Here is a 21,564-nt window from a genome sequence, read left to right as displayed (position 1 = left end):
GTCGCTGCTGGCGTAGAACGCGGCAGTGGTCGCGCCCTTCGAGGGCTACACCGACGGCCGCTACAAGCAGATCATCGACGGGTACATGTCCACCGGAGATACCGAGTAAGGGATTCCGAGGGAGATGCCGCAAGCGAATATGCTGCGCGTCAATGGGCACGCTGGGGCCGCCGATCGCTGCCCAGAGGATAGCGAATCGAGGATTTCGTCCCAGTGTAAAACTGCAGGACAGGTATGCATTTTCGTCGTTGGATGGCGGCGGGAATCACGGCGCCCCACCCGGCGTCATTCGACCATCCGCGGTCATGGGAGCGCCGGAGTCAGGACCCGTTACCACCGCCGCAGGCGGCGGGTAGGCCTGCCGGATATCGTCCACTTCCTGTTTTTCACAGGGGATTTCGGCGAGTATTTGCCAGAGTCGTTCGATGAACCGCCGCGGGCGCATCCCGAATTTGATGAAGGTCTCCTCCTCCGGCAGACCGCCGAACGGTGCCCAAAGGCGGGCGAAAGCGAGGAAATCTTCTACTTCTTTTGGGTGTTTGCTGAGCTGTTTCAGGCGATATCGTTCGGCATCTCGTCGTCGTTCGCGCCGTCGACGGTAGCGCCGGATATCTGACTCCACCGGATCGAATCCGCTCGGTACAGCGGTGCCGGAGTGATCCGGGCTTTCCCCCAGGTGTGCCCCCTTGTTGCGTATGGACATTGGTTTCTCTGTTCGGCAGGCAGCTGGCTGTGCGGCCGGTCTGAGGTACGGAAACGGCCGGAGGGCGAGAGGGGTCGGCGCCCGCCCGCCAGGACGGGGTGCGTTCACGAACAATGGTCAGCCTGAACGGGTCCGGTGGGCGATCGGAGTCTGGTGAATTCTCTCCTTCGGTTCTGCGTCGGGAATCATGGTGCCGAGTACGCAACCGATCCGCTGCCAGCGATCATCGGTCCGAGGGCAGAGTCCGCATCCGGCACCGCACGGCACTAGGGCAGCCGTTGGGTGGTGCGGGCTTGTGGGTTGGCCAGGTGTTCGGGACGCAGGATGTCGCCGAGGTCAGCGGCGGTGAGCAGTCTGCGCTCCAGCACGAGTTCGGTGACGCTGCGCCCCTCGGTCAGGGCCTGCCGGGCGATGGAGGTTGCCGCGTCGTAGCCGATCAGCGGGTTGAGGACGGTCACGACTCCGATGCTCGCCTCGACCTGGAAGCGTAGGAAGTCCTTATTGGCGGTGATCCCGTCGATGCAGTGGTCGGCCAGGCTGGTGCATGCGGCGGTGAGAGAGGACAGGCTGGCGAACAGTGAACGCGCAATGATCGGTTCGAAGGCGTTCAGCTGCAACTGCCCGGCCTCTGCCGCCATGGTGACGGTGAGGTCGTTGCCGATGACCTCGAAGGCCACCTGGTTGACCACTTCCGGTATGACCGGGTTGACCTTTCCGGGCATGATGCTCGATCCCGCCTGTCGTGGCGGGAGGTTGATCTCGGCGAGGCCGGCCCGGGGGCCGGAGGACAGCAGCCGCAGGTCATTGCAGATCTTCGACAGTTTCACCGCGACTCGTTTGAGCATCCCCGAGAACAGCACGAAGGCTCCGCAGTCCTGGGTGGCTTCCACCAGGTTGCCGGCCGTCACCAGCGGCAGGCCGGTGATGCGTTGCAGGTGCGTGCATGCACGGGCGGCGTAGTCGGGATGGGTGTTGAGGCCGGTACCGATGGCGGTTGCCCCCAGATTGATCTCATGCAGGTGGACCAGCGCTTCGCGGATTCGACGTTCATCCTCATCGACCATCACCGCATAAGTGCTGAACTCCTGACCGAGGGTCATCGGCACCGCGTCCTGCAGTTGAGTTCTGCCGACCTTCACCACATCGTCGAACTCGACGGCCTTGCGCGCCAAGGCCAGGCGAAGATGGGCCATGGCGGCTGACAACTTTCGGGTGCCCTGGATGGTCGCGATCCGAATCGCGGTGGGATAGACGTCGTTGGTGGACTGGCCCATGTTCACGTCGCCGTTGGGGTGAATCCTGGAGTACTCGCCCTTGTCGAACCCGAGGATCTCCAGTGCGCGGTTGGCGATGACCTCGTTGGCGTTCATATTCGTCGAGGTGCCGGCGCCACCCTGGATGACATCGACCACGAATTGGTCCAGCAAGCGGCCCTGTTCGATGTCCTCGCAGGCCTTACCGATGGCGTCCTTCTTCACATCGTCGATAAAGCCCAGATCGAAGTTTGCCAATACCGCTGCATGCTTGATCTGCGCAAGTGCCTCGACGAGCAGTGGATACGAGGAGATCTCCGTACCGGTGATGGCGAAGTTCTCTCTGGCACGGAGCGTCTGGATACCCCAGTAGGCGGCAGCCGGGATTTCCCGAGCACCCATGAAGTCTGTTTCGATCCTGCGTCCATCGGCTTCCAATGGGGACGGTGCGGTCATCTGTGCCATTGCTCTCGGTTCTCGCGATGGTGGTCTCGGGTGAATTGGAGGGATGCTGCGGGTGGGTGATCACGCGATGTAACGGGCAACCGCCGGTGTGGCGCCGTATTGTGCGGGCCGCCGAATGCACCGAATTCAAGTAGCGGGGACGAATCCGAGCGCCTTGTCCACGACATTTTCCAGTGGTTCGCTATTGCAGAACCGGCATAGATTGTCGACGAAGAGTTGGCCGAGATCGTCCAGATAGTCTTCGGTGTCCCCGCTCATGTGCGGGGTGATGATGACATTGTCCATGCCCCACAGAGCGTGTCCGTCGGGCAGCGGCTCGGGATACACGACATCGAGGGCGGCGCCGGCAATCGAACCGGACGCCAATGCGTCGGTCAGGGCACCGGTGTCCACGAGTTCTCCGCGCCCGACATTGATCAGCCGTGCGGTCGGTGTCATGGCCGCGAGCACGTCGGCGCCGACCACTCCCCTCGTGTCGGCGGTCAATGGCGCCGCCAGCACGATGTAGTCGTACTCACCGGCAATCGTGGCCAAGTCTGCGGAGGAGTGGATCTGGTCGAAATCGGCATCACCGGGCCGGCGGGAGCGGGCGGCGCCGCTGACCTCGATACCCACGGCACGAAAGAGGCGGGCGATTTCGCGGCCGATGGACCCGGTGCCGACCACCAGCGCGGACTGCCCCTGGATCTTGCGGGTAACCCGGTGTTGCCAGCGGTTTTGCTGCTGCAGCCGGAACGAGGTCTGCGCATCCTTGGCCATATCCAGCACGAACCCGAGCGCGAACTCCGCGATGGCCCGGCTCAGCACGCCTCGGGAGTTGGTATAGACGATGTCGCTGGCGACCAGTTCGTCGAACAGAAGTTGACTCACCCCCGCCGCGGAGACATGGACCCACTGCAGGGATGTGGCGGCATCCCAGTTCTCGCGCAGTGTCGGCGAGAACGAATGCCACTGGTACAACACGTCCGCGCCGTCGAGGGCTTCGGCGAGACCGTCGGCTTTGGTCAACCGAACCTCGGAGATCTCCGCGATCTCCGCCAACCGGGGCGGCAGGGCCTCCCGGTAGAGGACAGCGACGACGGGCCGGGTGCGTTCGGCAGCGGTCGTCATAGCACCGTTTGTGTGGTGGCGGCCGCCGGATTCGCGGCGATGGCATCGATGGCGGACAGGACCGCGGACGTGAACTCGGACGTCGACGAGGTTCCACCGACATCGCGGGTACCGAAGCCCTCGCGCAGAGCCGACTCGAAGGCGGCCTGCAGGTGGTCGGCGGCCTCGGGGTGGCCGAGGTGCCCGAGCATCATCGCTCCCGACCAGATCTGCCCCACCGGGTTGGCCAGACCCCGTCCGGCAATGTCTGGAGCCGACCCGTGCACCGGTTCGAACAGTGACGGGAAGTCGCCTTCCGGGTTGAGATTGGCGCTCGGTGCCAAGCCGATGGAGCCGGTGACGGAGCTTCCGAGATCGGAAAGGATGTCCCCGAACAGGTTGGAGGCGACGATGACATCGTAGGTCCAGGGTCGCAGGACCAGATGTGCTGCCAGGGCGTCAACGAGTTCGCTGGTCAGGCTCACCTCGGGGTAGAGCCCCGCGGTCTCCGCCACGACTTCATCCCAGAACGGCATCGTATGGATGATGCCGTTGCTCTTGGTGGCCGACGTCAGGTGCCCTCGGCGAGAGGCAGCCAGAACGGCGGCGTAGTGCGCGACCCGGGTAACCCCGAGTCGGGTGAAGATGGTTTCCTGCACCGCGCTCTCGTGCGGCAGACCGCGGTACATCCGGCCGCCGACCTCCGAATATTCCCCTTCGTTGTTTTCTCGCACGATGAGCAGATCGATGGAGTGCTTCACCGCCAGCGGAGAGGTGACACCGTCGAGGGTTTTCACGGGCCGGAGGTTGATGTATTGCTGGAATTCCCGGCGGATGGGAATCAACAGGCCCCACAGTGATTCGGTATCGGACACCTCGGGTGCACCCACCGCTCCCAGGAAGATCGCATGGTGGTCGGCGAGCTGCTCGAGGCCGTCGGCGGGCATCATTCGCCCGTGTTGCACGTAGTATTCCGAGCCCCAGTCGAAATACGTGAACTTCAGATCGAGAGCATGAATTTTCGCGATACGCTCGAGGCAGGCGATCGCCGCCGGGACCACTTCCTGCCCGATGCCGTCGCCGGCGATGACCGCGATCTTGTGCGTGCTCATGAGGCTGTCCGCTCTGGCCGCCCGCCAAGCAGCTGCAGGCGTGCCTCCGATTCACCGAGGTTGACGATGGTGCTCTTGGGTTCGGTCATCGCGTGGACCGCGTACCGCACTCCTTCGCGGCCGACTCCGGACTTCTTGAAGCCGCCGAACGGCATCGAATCGATGCGGACATCGCTGGTTTCGTTGATGACCACGGCACCGACGTGCAGGTGCTCGGCAATGGTCAAAGCAAGATCCATCGACTGGGTGAAGATGCCCGCTTGCAGTCCGTACTCGGAATCGTTGGCCGCGTGGACGGCGTCGGAGACCTCGACGAAAGGCATGATCGTCACGACCGGGCCGAATACTTCGTCACGGATCACCCGGCACGCCGCCGGAACATCGGTCAGGACGGTGGGTTCGTAGAAGGCGCCCCGCCGCTGTCCTCCCGCGTGGAGCGACGCCCCCGCCGCAATGGCCTCGTCCACCCATTCCTCGACGCGCCTGGCCTCGGCCTCGGAAATCAGCGGACCAACATCGGTGCCGCGGTCGAACTTCGGCCCCATCCGCAGTGCCCGCGTGCCCCGGGTGACCTCCGCGACAACCCGCTCGAAGAGCGAGGTGTGCACGTACACCCGTTGCACCGACAGGCAGTTCTGCCCGGCGACCCCGAACGCCCCGGTGACGATCGCGTCGGCGGCGGAGACCGCATCGGCGTCGGCGCAGACGATCGTGGCATTGTTGCCGCCGAGTTCGGAGAGGACCTTCTTGGCACCGGCGGCGGCGGCGATCCGTTCGGCTGTCCGGGGTCCGCCGGTGAAGGTGATCAGGTCGATCTGATCGTCGGTCACGAGCGCTTCGGCCACACCGGGACCGCCGACGATCGCCGCGATCCGTCCCGACGGCACTCCCGCTTCGAGCAGTAACTGAACCAGGGCCAGCCCGCTCGTGGGGGTCTGCTCGGAGGGCTTGAGGACCACGCCGTTGCCGGCGATGAGGGCGGGGCCCAGCTTGTGCGCGACCAGGTTCAGGGGATCGTTGAACGGTGTGATCGCCGCGACGATGCCCACCGGTTTCCGGCTGTACCAGCCGATCTTGTTCGCGGCCGCGGTGCTGTCGTCGAAGTCCAGGGTCGATCCGGACAGTTCGCTGGCGGCGGCGGCCGAGAGTCGCAGCGTCTCGATGCAGCGGACAACCTCACGCTCGGCCTCGGTGATGGTCTTGCTGCTTTCGGCGGCAATGATGGTGGCGAATCGCGCGGACCGTTCGTCGAGCAGCCGGGCTGCCTTCTCGAGCGCCTGCCGGCGAGGGCGCAGCGGCCACGGATCGGTCTGCAGGTGGCGGTGGATGTGCGCGATCGCGCGCCGCACGTCCTGGGCCGTCGAGCTGCACACCCGGCCGAGCAAAACCCCGTCCTCGGGATCGCGCACGTCCAAGGTCATTTCGGCGGCCTGCCATCGGCCCTCGAGGAAGGCCCCTCCGGGCATAGTGGCAATTCCTGACCGACGAACATCTGGTTCCGGGAGCGCGTCAACGACAGTTGTGGATGAGAGCATGAGATTGCCTCCCTGCCTATTTGATGCGGTCGATGATCTTCGCGGCGCCACCGATGATCGGCAGGAACCACGGGGGCCCGAAATGTCCGGGGACGGGGGGATTCTTCAAGTCTTCCCAGACGTTCGCGGTCTTGTCGCCACTCATGTAGTGGACCATCTTCTTGCCCATGTGGGCGGCCATCTGGACACCGTGGCCGCTGTAGCAGAGGGAGTAGAACACTCCGTCGTGCACGCCGGCGTGGACCATCTGGTCCATGGACAGATCGACCAGTCCACCCCATGTGTAGTCCACCTTGGTGTTCGACAGATACGGAAACAGCTCGATCATGGCCTTGCGCAGAATCCTGCCGCTCTTGATATCGGAATCCGGGCTCGAGAGCGCGAAGCGGGCGCGGCCGCCGAACAGCAGCCGGTTGTCCGGAGTGATGCGGAAGTAGTAGGTCAGCATCTTGCTGTCGGAGGCCTGGCGGCGGTTCGGCAGAATTCGGTCGACCACCTCGCCCGGCAGCGGTTCGGTGACGATGATGAAGCTGCCCACCGGAATCACACGTCGCTGCAGCCACGGCGTCACAGCGCCCGTGTAGCCACTGGTGGCTACCAGCACCTGTTTCGCCCGGACGATGCCGCGGGTGGTGTGCACATCGTGCACGGTCCCCGAGACCTTGTGCAGTTCTGTGACCGCAGCGTTTTCACAAATGACAGCTCCGGCGGCAACGGCTGCCCCGGCCAGGCCGTGCGCGAACTTTCCGACGTGCATCCCGGCACCGAGCGGATCGAGCATCGCTCCGTGATAGAAATCGGAGCCGATCTCACTGTGAATTTCGGACTTCGGGATGGTGAGAACCTCGTAGTCGGCCAAGGCGGCCAGTTGCTCCTGCGACTTCAGCATTCCCTCGTAGTGGGAGGGATGAAAGGCCAGCGACAGTTTCCCGAACCGCTGGAAGTCGCAGTCGATGCCATAGTTGTGCACCAATTTCTCGATGGTGTCGATGGCATCGTTGTATTCCCGGAACATTTTCACGGCCCGGGTGCCCCCGTACCGTTTCACCGCGGTGTTGAAGCCGATCGCCAATCCCGTGGTCGCCATCCCTCCGTTGCGGCCGGAGGCACCCCAACCCACCGTATGGCGGTCGAGGACAACAACGCTCGCGCCGTGCTGGGCGAACTCGACCGCCGCCGAGAGACCGGTGAATCCGGCGCCGATGATGGCGACGTCGACCTCGTCGGGCACCGGCGTCCGGCGGTAGTCGCCGGAGGGTTCGGAGGTGTCCAGCCAGTAAGGGATGAGTTTCACGATTGACCTTTCGCCTTACCCGTGGTTCAGAGGCCGAGGAGTTTGTTGAGCTCGTCGAGAGAATCGACGGTGGTGTAGTCGTAGCCCGCGGTGATGGGGTCATAGCCACGGTCCAGCAGCACCAGGTTCCGGAAGCCCATATCGTGCATCGGCATCATGTCGTACCGCGTGTGCGAGGAGACGTGCAGGAAGTCCTCCGGCTTGGCGTTCAGGGTGTCGAGCATGTACTCGAATGCCTGGTAGCGCGGCTTGTAGGCCTGGGCCTGCTCGGCGGTATGGACGGCGTGGAAGTCGGCACCGAGCTTCGGAACGCTGATGTCCAGGAAGCTGTCGTCTGCGTTGGACAGGATCACCAGCTTGTAGTTATCGCCCATCGTCTTCAGCGGAGCCGGCACGTCCTCGTGGGCAACCCAGCCACGTACAGCCTCAGCGAACTGTGCGCCGGCGCCTTCGGTCGGCCCAATGCCCCACCGCTTGCACACCCGGTCAAAGGAATCCTGAAGGATCTGCTCGTAGGGCTTGTAGTCGCCGCAGACCTCGTCGTACCGATACCCGCGGAACACCTTCTTGAACGCGGGCCACTCGTCCTCATGAAGACGGTCCCCGAGCAGCCGACGGGTGGTGGGATCGATGTCGAAGTTGATCAGCGTGCCGTAGCAATCGAAAGAGACGTACTTCGGCCGGAAAGTCGTGTCTGCCATGATCATCCGTTTCATTGAAGGTGAGGGCGGCGACAGTTCGGGAAGCACTGCCGTTCCGGGGAGGATGCGGAGTTGCGGGCGGTCGTCGCCACCCTCACTCAGGACTCCGTTGCCTGCTGATTCGACCCTAAACCGCAGAATTGTCAATTGTCAACAGTTTGCTATCGGCGTAGTGTGACGCAGCACACCTCCGGCACGAACTGTGAAGGAGATAGCTGTTAACTGTCGACAATCTGGTGTGGAAGTGGTTGTATGAGCCCTATCCGGACGTGCAGATGCCCTGCACGCACACCCCGCCACCTGCGGCGACGGGATACCTGGCCGGGAGTCTGAGAACCCGCGATCCGTTCAGCGAATCTCTTTTCGCTGAGATCCTCGAAGGAAAACCATGAAGACAAGAACAAGAATCCAGGCCGCAGCTGTCGGCTTCGCCCTCCTTGTGACCCTGAGCGCGTGTGGCACCTCCGATAGCGATGGGGCCGCGGGCTCGACGTCGAATACGGGCGATATCTCCGAGGGCGTACAGCCGGACCCGGCCGCTGTCGCCCTGCTGCCCGCCTCCTACAAGGACAAGGGCGAACTGGAGGTGGCGATGGACCTGCACTACCCGCCGACCACTTTCCTTGCCGATGACAGCACCACTCCGATCGGACTCAACCCGGACGTGGCCCGCCTGGTTGCCAAGAAGCTCGGGCTCAGGCTGAAGTTCGTCAACACCAGTTTCGACACCATCATTCCTGGCATCGATGGGGGGCGATACGACTTCACCGCCACCTCCATGTCACCCACACCCGAACGGCTCGAGGTCCTGGACATGATCGACTATTTCAACAGCGGGGTCTCCGTGGCAGTGGCGGCCGGAAACCCGCTGGGCCTGAGCAACGACAATCTGTGCGGCAAGAACATTGCCGTGACGAAGGGCTCGAACGCGCAGCTCAAGCACCTGCCCAACATCTCCGAATGGACGTGCGTGTCGCAGGGCAAGCCGGCGATCAACGGCATCACCCTTCCCAATGTCCAGGAAGCGCTGACCCAGCTGGCCTCCAAGCGGGTCGACGGCGTCTTCTACGACACCTCCGCCCTGGCATGGGCACAGAAGCAGCAGCCCAAAGTGATCGCTGTCCTTACCCCGCAGGTCGACACGCGCTCGGATCACACCGTCACCATCGCCCTCAAGAAGGGATCACCGCTGACTCCCGCGCTGCAGGCGGCCGTTCAGTCGGTCCTCAACAGCCCCGAATACCAGAAGTCGCTCGCCAACTGGGGTCTCACCGCTGGGGCCGTTTCCGACGCCAAGCTCAACTAGGGAGACACCATGGGGCAATCGACTACCCGCGGAAGTAACCCGACGATGGACAAAATGGATCCCGCCCTCAAGCCGAGGCTGAGGCGCAAAAGTGCGTTCGAGTACGCGGCTTGGGTGATATGCATCCTGCTCGCCCTGGGCCTAGCCGTTTCCGTCTCGACCAACCCCAACTTCCAGTGGGATGTGGTCACCAAATACTTCACCAATGAATCGATCCTGCGCGGGCTGGTCCTGACGATCTATCTGACGGTCATCAGCATGGTCCTCGGTACGCTGCTGGGGCTTTTTCTGGCGATCATGCGGTCCTCGAGCATCAAACCAATTGCCGCAACGGCAGGGGTGTACATCACCTTCTTCCGTGGCACCCCGGTGCTGGTCCAGCTGATCTTCTGGTTCAACATCGCCGCGCTGTACCCGAACCTGTCGATCGGTGGCATGGGCATCGACGTCAATGCCCTGATCACCCCCATCACGGCTGCGGTCATCGGCCTGACGCTCAATCAAGCGGCGTACATGGCGGAGATCATCCGCGGCGGATTCTCTGCGGTCCCCACGGGCCAGATCGAGGCTGCCGACTCACTGGGCATGAGCGGCGCGATGAAGATGCGCAAGGTCATCATTCCCCAGGCGATGCCCTCGATCATTCCGGCAACCGGAAATCAGGTCATCGGAATGTTCAAGGAGACCTCCCTCGTCAGCGTGCTGGGCGTCGCCGAGCTGCTCCAGAGCGCGCAACTGATCTACGCCCGCACCTACGAGACCATCCCACTCTTGATCGTTGCCAGCCTGTGGTACCTCGTGATGACTCTGATCCTGAGCTACCCGCAATCCCAGCTCGAGAAGAAGTACTCCCGTTCGGCTTCCCGGCTTCCCTGGAAAGCGAAGCAGGTTGTGCTGACAGACCCGGAAGGTATTGCCCGATGATCTGCGACGGTACTATCCACGGTCGAGGAATCCGTAAATCCTTCGGCTCCAAGACAGTTCTGAAAAACATCGATGTCGATATCGCCAGCGGTGAGATCTGTTGCATCATCGGCCCCAGCGGCTCCGGAAAATCCACATTGTTGCGCTGCGTCAACGGCCTCGAGACCATCGATCTCGGAGTGTTGAAGGTCAACGGAGAACACTTCGGCTACTACGAAACAGACACCGCTTTCCACGCTCTGAGCCGCAAACGCCTGGCCGAGCAGCGCACCAAGGTCGGCATCGTTTTCCAGCAGTTCAACCTGTTCCCCAACATGACCGCCCAGGAAAATGTCATGGCCGGCCCCATACTGGTCAAGCGCGGCGACAAGCAACAGGCAGCCGAGCAAGCGCAGCAACTGCTGGCCAGCGTTGGGCTCAGTGGCTTCGGTGGGCACTATCCCGCGCAGCTGTCCGGAGGACAGCAGCAGCGTGTGGCCATCGCGCGGGCGTTGGCCATGGATCCGCAGATCATGCTGTTCGACGAGCCGACCAGCGCCCTGGATCCCGAAAAGGTAGGTGAAGTCCTCGCCGTCATGAAGGACCTGGCACAAAAGGGCATGACCATGGTCGTGGTCACCCATGAGATGGGCTTCGCACGGGAGGTGGCAGACACCCTGCTGTTCATGGACGAGGGATGCATCGTCGAACGCGGAGACGCCCGCGAGGTCCTCGCCAACCCGAAGGAACGACGGACCCAGGCCTTCCTGGAGAAGGTGCTCTGAACACATGGATGGACAGCTTGCCGTCATCGGCCTAGGCAGCATCGGAAGCATGGCATTGTGGCAGGCTTCCCGCTCGTCCCACTCGGTGGTCGGGTTCGAGGCACAAACGCCAGGCCATGCCCGCAGCGCCGTCGGCGGGGACACCCGCCTGTTCCGCATGCTGTATCGAGGAGCAACTGACTATTACCCCATCCTCGAACGCTCCCGCCGCCTCTGGGCCGAGCTGGAGGCCGACTCGGGTCAACACATTTTGACGCGGTGCGGCGGATTGTCCATCGGGACCGTGGACGGCCCCTATCTTCCGCACCTACTCGAAACCACCCGGGCGAACGGGGCGGACCACGAAATACTCAGCCGCGGCGCGATGACCGAGCGGTACCCACAACATCACCTCCGCCCGGACGACCTCGCGGTGTTCGATCCCCATGCCGGCGCCCTGCGGACCGACCGCGCGGTCACCGCGGCGGTGGCGGCCGCGCAGGCGAACGGGGCAACGGTCCTGGACCACACTCCGATCGACGACATCCGCGAAACCGACGACGGCGTGGTCGTCACCGCCGGCAACAATGCCTGGAAGTTCGAGCGCGTCATCGTCTCCTCGGGCGGCTGGTCCCGCCGCCTAATGCCCGACTACCTGAACGCAGTCACCGAAACACGGCGGATCTTCCTGTCCTGGTTCGTGGCCCGGGACCCCTCCGAATTCTCGCCGGACAGATTCCCTATCTTCATCCGCATCTCTGGAGATCGTTCCATGTACGGGGCCCCCAGCATCGACGGAGTGACCGTCAAGGCAACCCTGGACGGTCGCGGAGCACCCACCCCCCGCGCCGACGCGGTGCCCAGAGATCTCACGGCGGAGGAAATCGCGGAGACCACCGAGACGGTCACCGAGTTCCTGCCAGGACTTTTTCCGAACATCGTCCGCTCCGATGCCTTCCCGGATCTCTTCACCGCAGACAAGAACCCCCTGCTTGGCCGCCCGCGGGAGAACAGCAGAATCTACTGCGCCACCGGATTTTCCGGCGCCGGCTTCAAAATGGCCTCCGGCTTCGGCGAGATCGCCGCGCACGAGGCCCTGGGCACGCGGTCCTTCCACGGACTGGATTTCCTGCGGCCTCAGCGGTACCGATCATCCACAGCGCGCGACTGCCAGGACCCCACCGCCGAGGTGTCCGGTGGAAGCCGGCGCGTGGGGTCATAAGGCTCGACCTAGTCCCGATGTAATCCTGCGAGACAGGACGCGGCTGCGTGCCGCGCCCGCATCAAACCAGCCAGCAAATTGCCGATTGTTGACAATTAACAATTCAGTAGGAAAGTATGAGTCCATGGCAGCTCTCAGTCCCGTTCTCAAGCAGGCCACACCAGTCGTCGTCGACTATGCGGCCGGTAGTTGGGTGTACGCCACAGACGGCAAGAAGTACCTCGACTTCACCACCGGCATCGGTGTGACCAGCACCGGTCACTGCCACCCGGACGTCGTCGCCGCGGCCCGCGAGCAGGTGGGCAAGATTGTTCATGCCCAGTACACGACGGTGATGCACAAGCCGCTGCTCGAGCTCACCGACAAACTCGGCGAGTTCCTGCCCGCGGGCCTGGACAGCGTCTTCTACGCCACCTCCGGCTCCGAAGCGGTCGAGGCCTCAATTCGTCTGGCGCGCATGGCGACCGGACGTCCCAACATCATCTCGTTCCACGGAGGCTTTCACGGCAGGACCGTGGGTGCCGCCTCGCTGACCACCGCCGGCACCAAGTTCCGCTCCGGATTTTCGCCGTTGATGGGCGGAGTGCACATCGCGCCCTTCCCGCACGCATTCCGCTTCGGTTGGGATGAAGAAACGGCAGTTGCATTTGCCCTGAAGGAACTCGATCACCTCCTGCAGACGATCAGCACCCCCGCCGACACGGCTGGGTTCATCATCGAGCCGGTCCTCGGCGACGGCGGCTATATTCCTACCCCTCCGGCCTTCCTGCAAGGTTTGCGGGAACGCGCCGATCAGCATGGCGTCGTGCTGATCGTGGACGAAGTCCAGGCAGGTGTCGGACGGACCGGTAAGTTCTGGGGACACGACTGGGCCGGGATCCGGCCGGACATCGTCATCACGGCGAAGGGCCTGGCGAGCGGATTCCCCATCTCCGCGATAGCGGCCCCCACAGAGTTGATGGCCAAGGCATGGCCGGGCTCTCAGGGCGGTACGTACGGAGGCAACGCCGTCGCCGCCGCTGCCGGCGTCGCGACGCTGGGCGTCATCGCACGCGAGAACCTCGTGTCCAATGCCCAGCTCCGGGGCGACGAGCTGCGCTCGGGCCTGGAAAGCCTCGCGACCGAGTTCTCCGGAATCGGGAACATTCGAGGCCGTGGCTTGATGCAGGGCGTCGAATTCACCACCGCCGACAACACCCCGGACGCTGCCACGGCGCTCGCCGTGCAACAGGCCGCCGTCGACGCGGAGCTGCTGCTTCTCACCTGTGGTCCGTACGGAAACGTCATTCGCATCATTCCGGCTCTCAACGTCACCAGCGACGAAATCCGAGTCGGCCTCACGAAATTCACGCAGGCGCTGAAGACCGCAAACACCTAGACATCCCACATGGATTCCGCCAGACGACGAACTGATCCCCACCTGGGGAACCCGTCCCTCGATCACCGAAAGTGCGACAATGAGCTCCTCCCTTGACCCCACCACTCTGCACACCGACCTGTTCATCGACGGCTCCTGGCGGAAAGCAGCGGGCGAAGCCACCTTCACCGTGGAAAACCCGGCAACGCACGAAGTCATTGCCGAGGTGGCCGACGGTGGGCTCGACGATGCTCTCGAAGCCATCGCGGCAGCCGGTCGCGCACAGGCGACGTGGAGCAAATCCACCCCGCGCGAGCGCGCGGACATCCTGCGCCGCGCCTACGACCTCGTTATCGCCAACACCGACCGGCTGGCCGCCATCATGACCGCGGAGATGGGCAAGCCCCTCGCTGAAGCCAAAGGCGAAGTGGCTTACGGCGCCGAGTTCCTGCGGTGGTTCTCCGAGGAGGCCATTCGTATCGGCGGAGACCACACCACCTCCATCGATGGCAACACCCGAATCCTGATCAGCAAAGAGCCGGTCGGGCCGTGTGTATTGGTGACGCCGTGGAACTTTCCGCTGGCGATGGGGGCCCGCAAGATCGCCCCGGCGGTTGCGGCCGGGTGCACGATGGTGTTCAAGCCCGCCGAGCTGACACCGCTGACATCGCTCGCTTTGGTCGATATCTTCCGGCAGGCCGGACTGCCGGACGGGGTTCTCAATGTCGTGACCACCGCCAGCCCCGCCAGCGTGGTGGAGGCGTGGATGAACAGCGGTATCGCACGCAAGGTCAGTTTCACCGGATCCACCGAGGTCGGCAAGATCCTGCTGCGGCAGGCAGCGGAAAACGTCATGCGTGCCTCCATGGAACTGGGCGGCAACGCGCCGTTCGTAGTCCTGCCCGACGCCGACCTCGAACGAGCTGTCGCCGGGGCCATGCAGGCCAAAATGCGCAACATGGGAGAAGCATGCACGGCAGCGAACCGATTCTTCGTCCACCGTTCACTCGCTGAGGAATTCGGAGAAAAGCTCGCCAAGCGGATGGCCGAACTGCAGGTCGGCAACGGCGCCCTGGAGGGGGCCGATGTCGGCCCCCTCATCGAACAGAAAGCCCTGGACAAGGTCGAGGGATTGGTGGCCGACGCGCTCGCCAAGGGCGCTCGCATCCTCACCGGCGGCAACCGTCCCGAAGGCCCCGGATACTTCTACACTCCCACCGTCCTGACCGACGTTCCCCTCGATGCGGAACTGATGACAACCGAGATCTTCGGACCGGTCGCGGCCATCACCCCCTTCGACAGTGAGGACGAAGCGGTGCGCCTGGCAAACGACACGAACTGGGGACTTGTTGGCTACGTATTTACCGAGAGTGTAGACAAGGCAATGCGTTTCTCTTCCGAACTGGAAGTAGGAATGGTCGGCCTGAATACGGGTCTCGTGTCGAATCCAGCGGCGCCGTTCGGCGGCGTCAAACAGTCTGGCCTAGGACGCGAGGGCGGCAAGGTCGGCATCGACGAGTTTCTCGAATACAAATACACCGCAATAGCGCGTTAGGCGCGCTTTGCGTTCGAGAAGTGGTAAGGAAATTTCCATGGCGTCACCGGAGGGAGTGCTTGTATTAGAGGGACGACCCACAGCACAATTGATTGCCGATCACCTGCGGGAACAAATTATACAAGGGGTTTTCCGCCCCGGGCAGCAAATCAACGAATCCGTCCTGGCAGGTCAGCTGCACACATCCAGGGGCCCAGTTCGTGAAGCACTGCAGCGGCTGGCCCAGGAAGGGATCCTCGTCAGTCTGCGGAACCGCGGCGTCTTCGTGCCTGAATTGTCGATCGATGACATCAAAGAGATCTACGCGGTGCGAGAGGCCGTGGAATCAGCATCCGCGAATATCCTCCTGTCAACCGGACCGGAACAAATCGCTCGCACCTGCCGGTCAGTGGAAGTAACCCTGACAGAAATGGCAGCGCAAGTAGAATTATCGGACTGGCAAGCGCTCACCCGACTGGATATGAAGTTCCACACCTCACTTGTCGAAGGGACAGGAAATTCGCGTTTGATTCGGATTTACGACACATTGGCAGCCGAATCCAGAATGTGCATCCTCAACCTCCGAGTTTCCTATCCCCGAGTGGGTGCCCTAGTGCAGGAGCACCAGAATCTCCTGGACTTATTGGCAGCGGGCGACAGCGAAGGGCTGAAACAGGCCATCAGTCGTCACTTGCGCAAGGCCGTTGATGATCTCACCGCAATAACACTTCAGGAGTAGTCGGGCGAAAGCGTTGGTCATTGCCTGGGCGGGACTGATTCGCCGGTCGGTCCCCGCTCGGACGATGTCACCGGATCGGCTGGCCGGAAGGGGTTGCTGCCGTGCCCAAATCGAATAGCGAAAATTTAAGGGGGAGAAAGCGATTCCAGAACCGAGCTCTAGCTAGATTGTAAAACAATCGCACGGATAGGTTCCGTGCCACCCCAGCCAAGGCATGAGCCACGCGTACCCCAGAAACGGAGTAACCATGGGCAAGGCGACCGTCATGAGTAACGCAACAACCGAGAACCCTGGGAACCACATCCCTAAGGCCACATCCACGACGCCCGGTCAGACCGAAGCCTCCCTGCGGCTTTGGGATGGAAACGGTCTGCGGACAGGAATCTGGGAGGTCACCCCGGGAACGTTCACGAGCACCCGGGATGGCTGCAACGAGATCTGCCAGATTCTCAGTGGAACCGCCACCATCACCGAATCCAACGGCAACAGCTTCGACATCGGTCCGGGTTCGTTGTTCGTGACCCCCGCCGGTTGGGAGGGCACCTGGACCATCCACACGCCCCTCCGCAAGATGTGGGTTGTGCAGGACCTTTCGGGCGCGGTCGACTGATCAGCGAAAATAACAGCACATCGCCGGAGGGCAGCCCAGATCCCGTGGATCGCGCCTGCCCTCCGGCGGTGCATGCCTTGCCCCCAGAACTAGGTCGGCAGACGGAAAACCGACGGCACAGGGGGTGCAGGCGAAATCAGCAAGGGCCTCCCGCGAATCGAACTTGATTGAACGGATTGGGATCTCGGGGACTGGCTCTGCGCCGACGTATCCGCAGGTTGTGCCGCGGTGCGCGGCGGGCCACTGACGCCCTTTGGCGCTGAAGGTGTAATATCGCCAACTGTCAACAATTCACAAGTCAGCAATAGCCGTTCATCAGGCACGGTTGACGGTGCATTCGGGGAAAGGCAGCAGCAACACATGGCCGGCGTCGACAACATGGTCCCCATGCCTCTTCGGGTCACCTCTGCGGTGATCGCGGAGCAGCTGCGGGAACTGATCCTGGATGGCAGCTTCGCCCCGGGGGAGCAGATCAGCGAATCGCAGCTAGCCGCCCGACTGCAGATGAGCCGCGGTCCCGTCCGAGAGGCCGTCCAGCGCCTCGCCCAGGAGGGACTCCTGGTCAACCACCGCAACCGCGGTGTCTTCGTCATCGAGCTCGACATCAGCGACATCGAGGACATCTATCGTGGCAGGCGCGCCGTCGAGAAGGAAGCGGCGAGCACCGTGTACGAACGCGGGATTCCGGCCGAACTCGTGGATCGTCTCCAGGAAATTCTGCAAAACATCGCCCAGTACATGAACGCCGGCGACTGGAAAAAACTCGCCCGCGAGGACCTCCATTTCCACGAAACGATGGTTGAGGCCGCGCAAAGCCCACGGCTGAGCCGTATGTTCTCCACACTGGCCGCCGAGACGATGCTGTGCATGTCGGCTTTTGACGCGCGGTACATCCGGCCGCCTACGGCGATCGAGGAACACCAGCGGTTGCTCGACCGGTTGCTCGGGGGTGATCTCCCCGAGATGCTGGCAGAAATCGATCGGCACATGACCGACGCGGTCGACTCGCTGACAAGTGCACGCCGCGAACGGGACGGCGACGGGTAGGCCCTCGATCTCCTGCCGGGGCAGGGTCGCTCGCGTGTCGCTGGTTCGTCGTCGCAGCGAGATGGTCTCAATGGCGTCCAGCTCGGCGCCCACTCACATCCCCGATCTCCGATTTACCCGGACACACCCAACGACGGTCGGACCGAAGGTGTAGCTGAAGCCATCACCGCGGTCCGATTCGTACGCCAGATTGCCGGACGCAAACCCGGGCGTATACCTCCCGTCCATCGTTCGGCCGTTCTTCCGAATCTCCATAAGGCTCAAGGGATTCGGGTTAGACATGTCGGTCAGCTCTATATCGACACGGTCAGAGTCCCACTGGTGCGCTGAACGACTCACCAGCCGGCCACGGGCGCCACACCTCATCCTGACGGGCAGCAGACATGCCGTAATCCCGCACCCAAACCTCCACGCCGACATGGTCGTCCACGCGGCGATGCAGTGATCCCTCGAGCCCAAGATCGATTTTCGACAATTCAGGTGTGTTCGCCGGTTGCTTCCTACCGGACCGCCTTTGCCAACGCACCTAGGCTCATGTTTACGCCTCCAGTCGTTGACAGCCGACAAGCATGGTGCGTATTGTCGACAATCGACGATCTCGTCGACAATCGACGACAGCCGGACGAAGTAATGGAGGAGTCATGGCATTCGAAACCAAACCGAAGTTCGTTACGTTCGACATGAACGGAACGCTGATCCACTTCCGGATCAATGACGCGATCCGTGAGATCTTGGGCGACCGGCTGCCGGCCGAAATCGCCGATAACTACTTGCAGGCCTGCAAGGCGTACCGGATCGACGAGTGCATGGGCGACTACAAACCATTCCACCAGATCGTCGCCAACTCCATGGAACGCGCCGCCCGTAGGGTCGGCATCGAGTACCGTGCGCGCGACGCACGGGCGGTCTACGAGATCATCCCCACCTGGGTTCCCTACCCCGGTGTCACTGAGGCACTGAACCGCCTGGCCGAGGAAGTCCCGCTGGTCATCATCACCAACAGCGACGACGCGCATGCGACGGACCTGGTGGAGAACCTCCAGGCTCCGTTCGAAGTCGTGATTACTGCCGAGCAGATGGGCGTCTACAAGCCACGGCTCCGTGCCTTTGAGTACATGTTCGACAAGCTGGGCGCGGCACCCGAGGAGATCGTGCACGTCTCGGCGAGCCCGATGTACGACCACCGATCCGCGGCCATCATGGGTATCAAGAACAAGGTGTACGTGGACAGGGGCTTCGAGGCCGACGAGCACTGGCTCGGCTACGAACGGATCACCGACATCGCCGACCTCCCTGTCCTCTTCGGGCTCCCACGTCCTACCGCTTAGTGGATAAGTACCAATGATCGTGATCCACGCAAGGGCGGTGGGGGCGTGAGTCCGCCACTACCTCAAACCGTAAAGGGCGGCTCGGCTTCAGACCGGCTCCGAACCCTCGGTTTGAAGCTTCCCGTCCTCGAGGGTAACGCGTACTTCGTGCATCACCGGGCGGTGGGCTCCAGCATCCATATCTCGGGCCAACTGCCGTTCAAGGACGGTGAGCTGCTGGGGCAGGGCGTTGTCGGCCGGGACGTGGAGCTGGAGACTGCGCAGGAACTCGCGCGTCATGCCGCGCTCAACTGCCTTGCCGCCGCGGCGGAGGCGGTGGGAGATCTGGACCGGGTCCGGATCGTGCAGATGCTGGTCTTCGTGGCCAGTACGCCGGACTTCGGTCTGCAGTCGCGGGTCGCCAACGCGGCCAGTGATTTGCTCATCGAGGTGTTGGGCGAGAACGGACGGCACGCCCGCACCGCGATCGGAGTCGCCGGGCTACCGCTCAACACCCCTGTAGAGATTCAGATGGTCTGCACGCCCGCTTAGGCGGCACGCGGGGGCGTTGTGCGGGACCCGCTGTACGGGTCCCGAACTTGCGGCAATCGAGGGAGTGCCTACGCACTCTTTTACCACTCACAGACAGATTCATGAGGAACAGCGTGAACCGGCTCCAACGAGCACTCGACGCTCTAGTCGAGCGGGTCGACACCCCCGCACCGATTGTGCTGGTCGACGTGATGCAGGGCAACATCGACCGTATGCAGGGCCTTGCCACCCAGCTGAACGTGGACGTCAGGCCACATGTCAAGACGCACAAATGCGTCGAAATCGGTCGGCGCCAGGTCGAGGCCGGAGCGGTGGGAATCACCGCAGGCAACGTGGGTGAGGCTGAGGTCTTCGCCGCAGCCGGGTTCGACGACATATTCATCGCCTACCCGATCTGGCCCGCCGGAACTAAGGGTCCGCGGATCCGCCGACTCGCCGAGACCACCCGGCTGCGGCTCGGCGTCGACAACTTCGCTGCGATCGATGCCATCGCCGACGCGATGGGAGACGAAGCGGAACGGCTGCAGGTCGTGATCGAGATCGACTGTGGCGCACGACGTTCCGGTGCGCCGCCCGAAGTCGCGGGAGACCTCGCGGTCACCGCCCGCAAGCGCGGCCTGGTGCCGGTGGGCGTCTTCACGTATCCAGGTCACGGCAGCTCCAGCCGGGACGCTCGCAAGCGCGCCGCGCGGGACCAGGACGTCGCGCTCACCACCGCAGTGCGCAGCCTCAACGCGGTGGGTATCAGCGCAGAGGTGGTAAGCGCGGGCTCCACTCCCACCGTCGAGTTCTGCACCAGCAGCGTGATCACCGAGATCCGTCCCGGCGAGTATGTGTTCAACGACTTGAACAACACCCGGCTCGACGCTTGCACCGAGGATCAGATTGCTCTGTTCGTCGCTGGCACGGTCGTGAGCGACTGGATCGAGGGACAGTGCATCCTCGATGTGGGCACCAAAGCCCTCGGCCGCGAAGGCAGCCTCGAGATCGGCTACGGTGCCGTCCCCGGCACGACGGCCGTCCTGGCCAAACTCAACGAATACCACGGATTTCTCCCGCTGCCCCCCGGCGATTTCCGCCCCGGCATCGGCACCGTGCTTCCGGTAGTGCCAAACCACGTCTGCCCGGTCGTCCTCAATTTCGAGGAATTGATCATCACCGACAGCACGGGCACGTCGCTGGAGCGGTGGCCGGTCGACGCCCGCGGATTCCTCAGCTAATCCGTCCCGGAGGAAACCTGGACCGAGCAAACAACCCGAGCAACATATCTCACGAAAGGGTGTCTGACATGAGACTTGACAAGGCCACGGCCCTGGTCACCGGCGCCAGCAGCGGAATCGGGGAGGCCGTGAGTTCCCACTTCCGCCGCGAAGGCGCGCGACTGCTACTCACCGGGCGCAAGGAACGAATCGACAGTACCCAGCCTGAAGACCTGTACGTCCCCGGAGACCTCAACGACGAGGCGTTCGTCGAGGGCCTGGCCCGCCAGGCCGCCGAGGCGTTCGGCGCCATCGACGCCGTTGTCCTCAACCACGGTCTGCAGGTCAGTGGCCCGCTCACGGACATGGCCTACGACGATGCGAAGGATGTGCTCCACAGCAACCTGCTCAGCGCCTTCTTGGTGATGAAGCACTTCGCACCGCTGATGCCCGCCGCAGGAGGTTCGTTTGTCTGCGTCGGTTCCCGGCTCGGCATGGTTGGCAAGTCCGATGAAGTCCTTTACTCCGCGGCCAAAGGAGGTCTCATCATGCTCGCCAAGGGCGCCGCGATCGAATGGGCCTCACGCAACATCCGCGTCAACGTCGTCGCTCCAGGGCTGACCGCAACCCCGGTCATCCAAGCATCGTTCCAGCGCAGCCCTGACCCCGAGGCCCAGCGCCGCCGGCGCGAGGCCCAGATACCGCTCCAACGCCTCGCCACCCCCGAAGAGATCGCCGACGCCGTACTTTTCCTGGCATCGTCGGAATCGTCCTATATCACCGGCGCGGTCCTCCCTGTCGACGGCGGGTACACCGCCTTCTGAACACCACGCCGTCCAGCGGAGGACAGCCGGTACTGTGCCGAGGCTCTC

The 21,564-nt window shown here is 63.2% G+C and carries 20 protein-coding genes; 13 read left to right on the top strand and 7 right to left on the bottom strand.

Going from position 1 to position 21,564, the window contains the following annotated elements:
- Nucleotides 1-265 precede the first annotated feature (265 nt).
- The 7 genes from ON44_RS45585 to ON44_RS45555 form a co-directional block, all read right to left on the bottom strand.
- Nucleotides 266-622, bottom strand: a complete 357-nt coding sequence (locus ON44_RS45585; RefSeq protein WP_245567583.1) for a hypothetical protein — start codon at nt 620-622, stop codon at nt 266-268.
- Nucleotides 623-969: 347 nt separating this feature from the next.
- Complete coding sequence (gene aspA, locus ON44_RS45580) at nt 970-2,421, bottom strand: aspartate ammonia-lyase (protein ID WP_051183423.1); 1,452 nt, start codon at nt 2,419-2,421, stop codon at nt 970-972.
- 126 nt (nt 2,422-2,547) lie between these two features.
- Nucleotides 2,548-3,531: a D-2-hydroxyacid dehydrogenase gene (locus ON44_RS45575; RefSeq protein ID WP_040701680.1), complete on the bottom strand. Its 984-nt coding sequence runs from the start codon at nt 3,529-3,531 to the stop codon at nt 2,548-2,550.
- Nucleotides 3,528-4,622, bottom strand: coding sequence for a tartrate dehydrogenase (locus ON44_RS45570; RefSeq protein WP_040701679.1), 1,095 nt, complete (start codon nt 4,620-4,622; stop codon nt 3,528-3,530). Before ON44_RS45570 ends, ON44_RS45575 begins: the two co-directional genes overlap by 4 nt.
- The gene (locus ON44_RS45565; RefSeq protein WP_245567582.1) at nt 4,619-6,088 is read right to left on the bottom strand and encodes an aldehyde dehydrogenase family protein; all 1,470 of its coding nucleotides are present in this window, start codon (nt 6,086-6,088) and stop codon (nt 4,619-4,621) included. The genes ON44_RS45570 and ON44_RS45565 overlap by 4 nt, the downstream gene beginning before the upstream one ends.
- 85 nt (nt 6,089-6,173) lie before the next feature.
- On the bottom strand, nt 6,174-7,451 hold the full coding sequence (locus tag ON44_RS45560) for an NAD(P)/FAD-dependent oxidoreductase (protein ID WP_040701677.1): 1,278 nt from the start codon (nt 7,449-7,451) through the stop codon (nt 6,174-6,176).
- Between the two features lie 26 nt (nt 7,452-7,477).
- Nucleotides 7,478-8,158 (bottom strand): haloacid dehalogenase type II, encoded by a 681-nt coding sequence (locus ON44_RS45555; RefSeq protein WP_040701676.1) that lies wholly within the window; start codon nt 8,156-8,158, stop codon nt 7,478-7,480.
- A 382-nt stretch (nt 8,159-8,540) separates the two neighbouring features.
- Here ON44_RS45555 and ON44_RS45550 point away from each other — a divergent pair, with 382 nt between their 5' ends.
- From ON44_RS45550 to ON44_RS45485, 13 genes are all read left to right on the top strand, one after another.
- Nucleotides 8,541-9,458 (top strand): ABC transporter substrate-binding protein, encoded by a 918-nt coding sequence (locus ON44_RS45550; RefSeq protein ID WP_040701675.1) that lies wholly within the window; start codon nt 8,541-8,543, stop codon nt 9,456-9,458.
- Nucleotides 9,459-9,512: 54 nt separating this feature from the next.
- A complete protein-coding gene (locus ON44_RS45545; protein WP_245567581.1) occupies nt 9,513-10,382 on the top strand; it encodes an amino acid ABC transporter permease in 870 nt (289 codons plus the stop codon).
- Nucleotides 10,379-11,146, top strand: a complete 768-nt coding sequence (locus ON44_RS45540; protein ID WP_040701673.1) for an amino acid ABC transporter ATP-binding protein — start codon at nt 10,379-10,381, stop codon at nt 11,144-11,146. The genes ON44_RS45545 and ON44_RS45540 overlap by 4 nt, the downstream gene beginning before the upstream one ends.
- Nucleotides 11,147-11,150: 4 nt before the next feature.
- A complete protein-coding gene (solA, locus tag ON44_RS45535; protein ID WP_040701672.1) occupies nt 11,151-12,347 on the top strand; it encodes an N-methyl-L-tryptophan oxidase in 1,197 nt (398 codons plus the stop codon).
- A gap of 124 nt (nt 12,348-12,471) precedes the next feature.
- Complete coding sequence (locus ON44_RS45530) at nt 12,472-13,725, top strand: aspartate aminotransferase family protein (protein ID WP_040701671.1); 1,254 nt, start codon at nt 12,472-12,474, stop codon at nt 13,723-13,725.
- A 79-nt stretch (nt 13,726-13,804) separates the two neighbouring features.
- Nucleotides 13,805-15,259: an NAD-dependent succinate-semialdehyde dehydrogenase gene (locus ON44_RS45525; protein WP_040701670.1), complete on the top strand. Its 1,455-nt coding sequence runs from the start codon at nt 13,805-13,807 to the stop codon at nt 15,257-15,259.
- A 37-nt stretch (nt 15,260-15,296) separates the two neighbouring features.
- Nucleotides 15,297-15,977, top strand: coding sequence for a GntR family transcriptional regulator (locus tag ON44_RS45520; RefSeq protein ID WP_051183422.1), 681 nt, complete (start codon nt 15,297-15,299; stop codon nt 15,975-15,977).
- Nucleotides 15,978-16,224: 247 nt separating this feature from the next.
- Complete coding sequence (locus ON44_RS45515; protein WP_040701669.1) at nt 16,225-16,587, top strand: cupin domain-containing protein; 363 nt, start codon at nt 16,225-16,227, stop codon at nt 16,585-16,587.
- Nucleotides 16,588-16,947: 360 nt separating this feature from the next.
- Nucleotides 16,948-17,634 (top strand): GntR family transcriptional regulator, encoded by a 687-nt coding sequence (locus ON44_RS45510; RefSeq protein ID WP_083898586.1) that lies wholly within the window; start codon nt 16,948-16,950, stop codon nt 17,632-17,634.
- Nucleotides 17,635-18,275: 641 nt separating this feature from the next.
- Nucleotides 18,276-18,962, top strand: coding sequence for a haloacid dehalogenase type II (locus tag ON44_RS45500; RefSeq protein WP_040701667.1), 687 nt, complete (start codon nt 18,276-18,278; stop codon nt 18,960-18,962).
- A 45-nt stretch (nt 18,963-19,007) separates the two neighbouring features.
- On the top strand, nt 19,008-19,493 hold the full coding sequence (locus ON44_RS45495) for a RidA family protein (protein WP_040701666.1): 486 nt from the start codon (nt 19,008-19,010) through the stop codon (nt 19,491-19,493).
- Between the two features lie 101 nt (nt 19,494-19,594).
- Nucleotides 19,595-20,713: an alanine racemase gene (locus ON44_RS45490; protein ID WP_245567579.1), complete on the top strand. Its 1,119-nt coding sequence runs from the start codon at nt 19,595-19,597 to the stop codon at nt 20,711-20,713.
- Nucleotides 20,714-20,781: 68 nt separating this feature from the next.
- Complete coding sequence (locus ON44_RS45485) at nt 20,782-21,516, top strand: SDR family NAD(P)-dependent oxidoreductase (RefSeq protein ID WP_040701665.1); 735 nt, start codon at nt 20,782-20,784, stop codon at nt 21,514-21,516.
- Nucleotides 21,517-21,564 lie beyond the last annotated feature (48 nt).

This window comes from Nocardia vinacea NBRC 16497, from assembly GCF_000308835.1.
Taxonomy (GTDB): domain Bacteria; phylum Actinomycetota; class Actinomycetes; order Mycobacteriales; family Mycobacteriaceae; genus Nocardia; species Nocardia vinacea.
The sequence above is the reverse complement of the archived record's forward strand: the minus strand, read 5'-3'. Positions and strand labels throughout refer to the sequence as shown.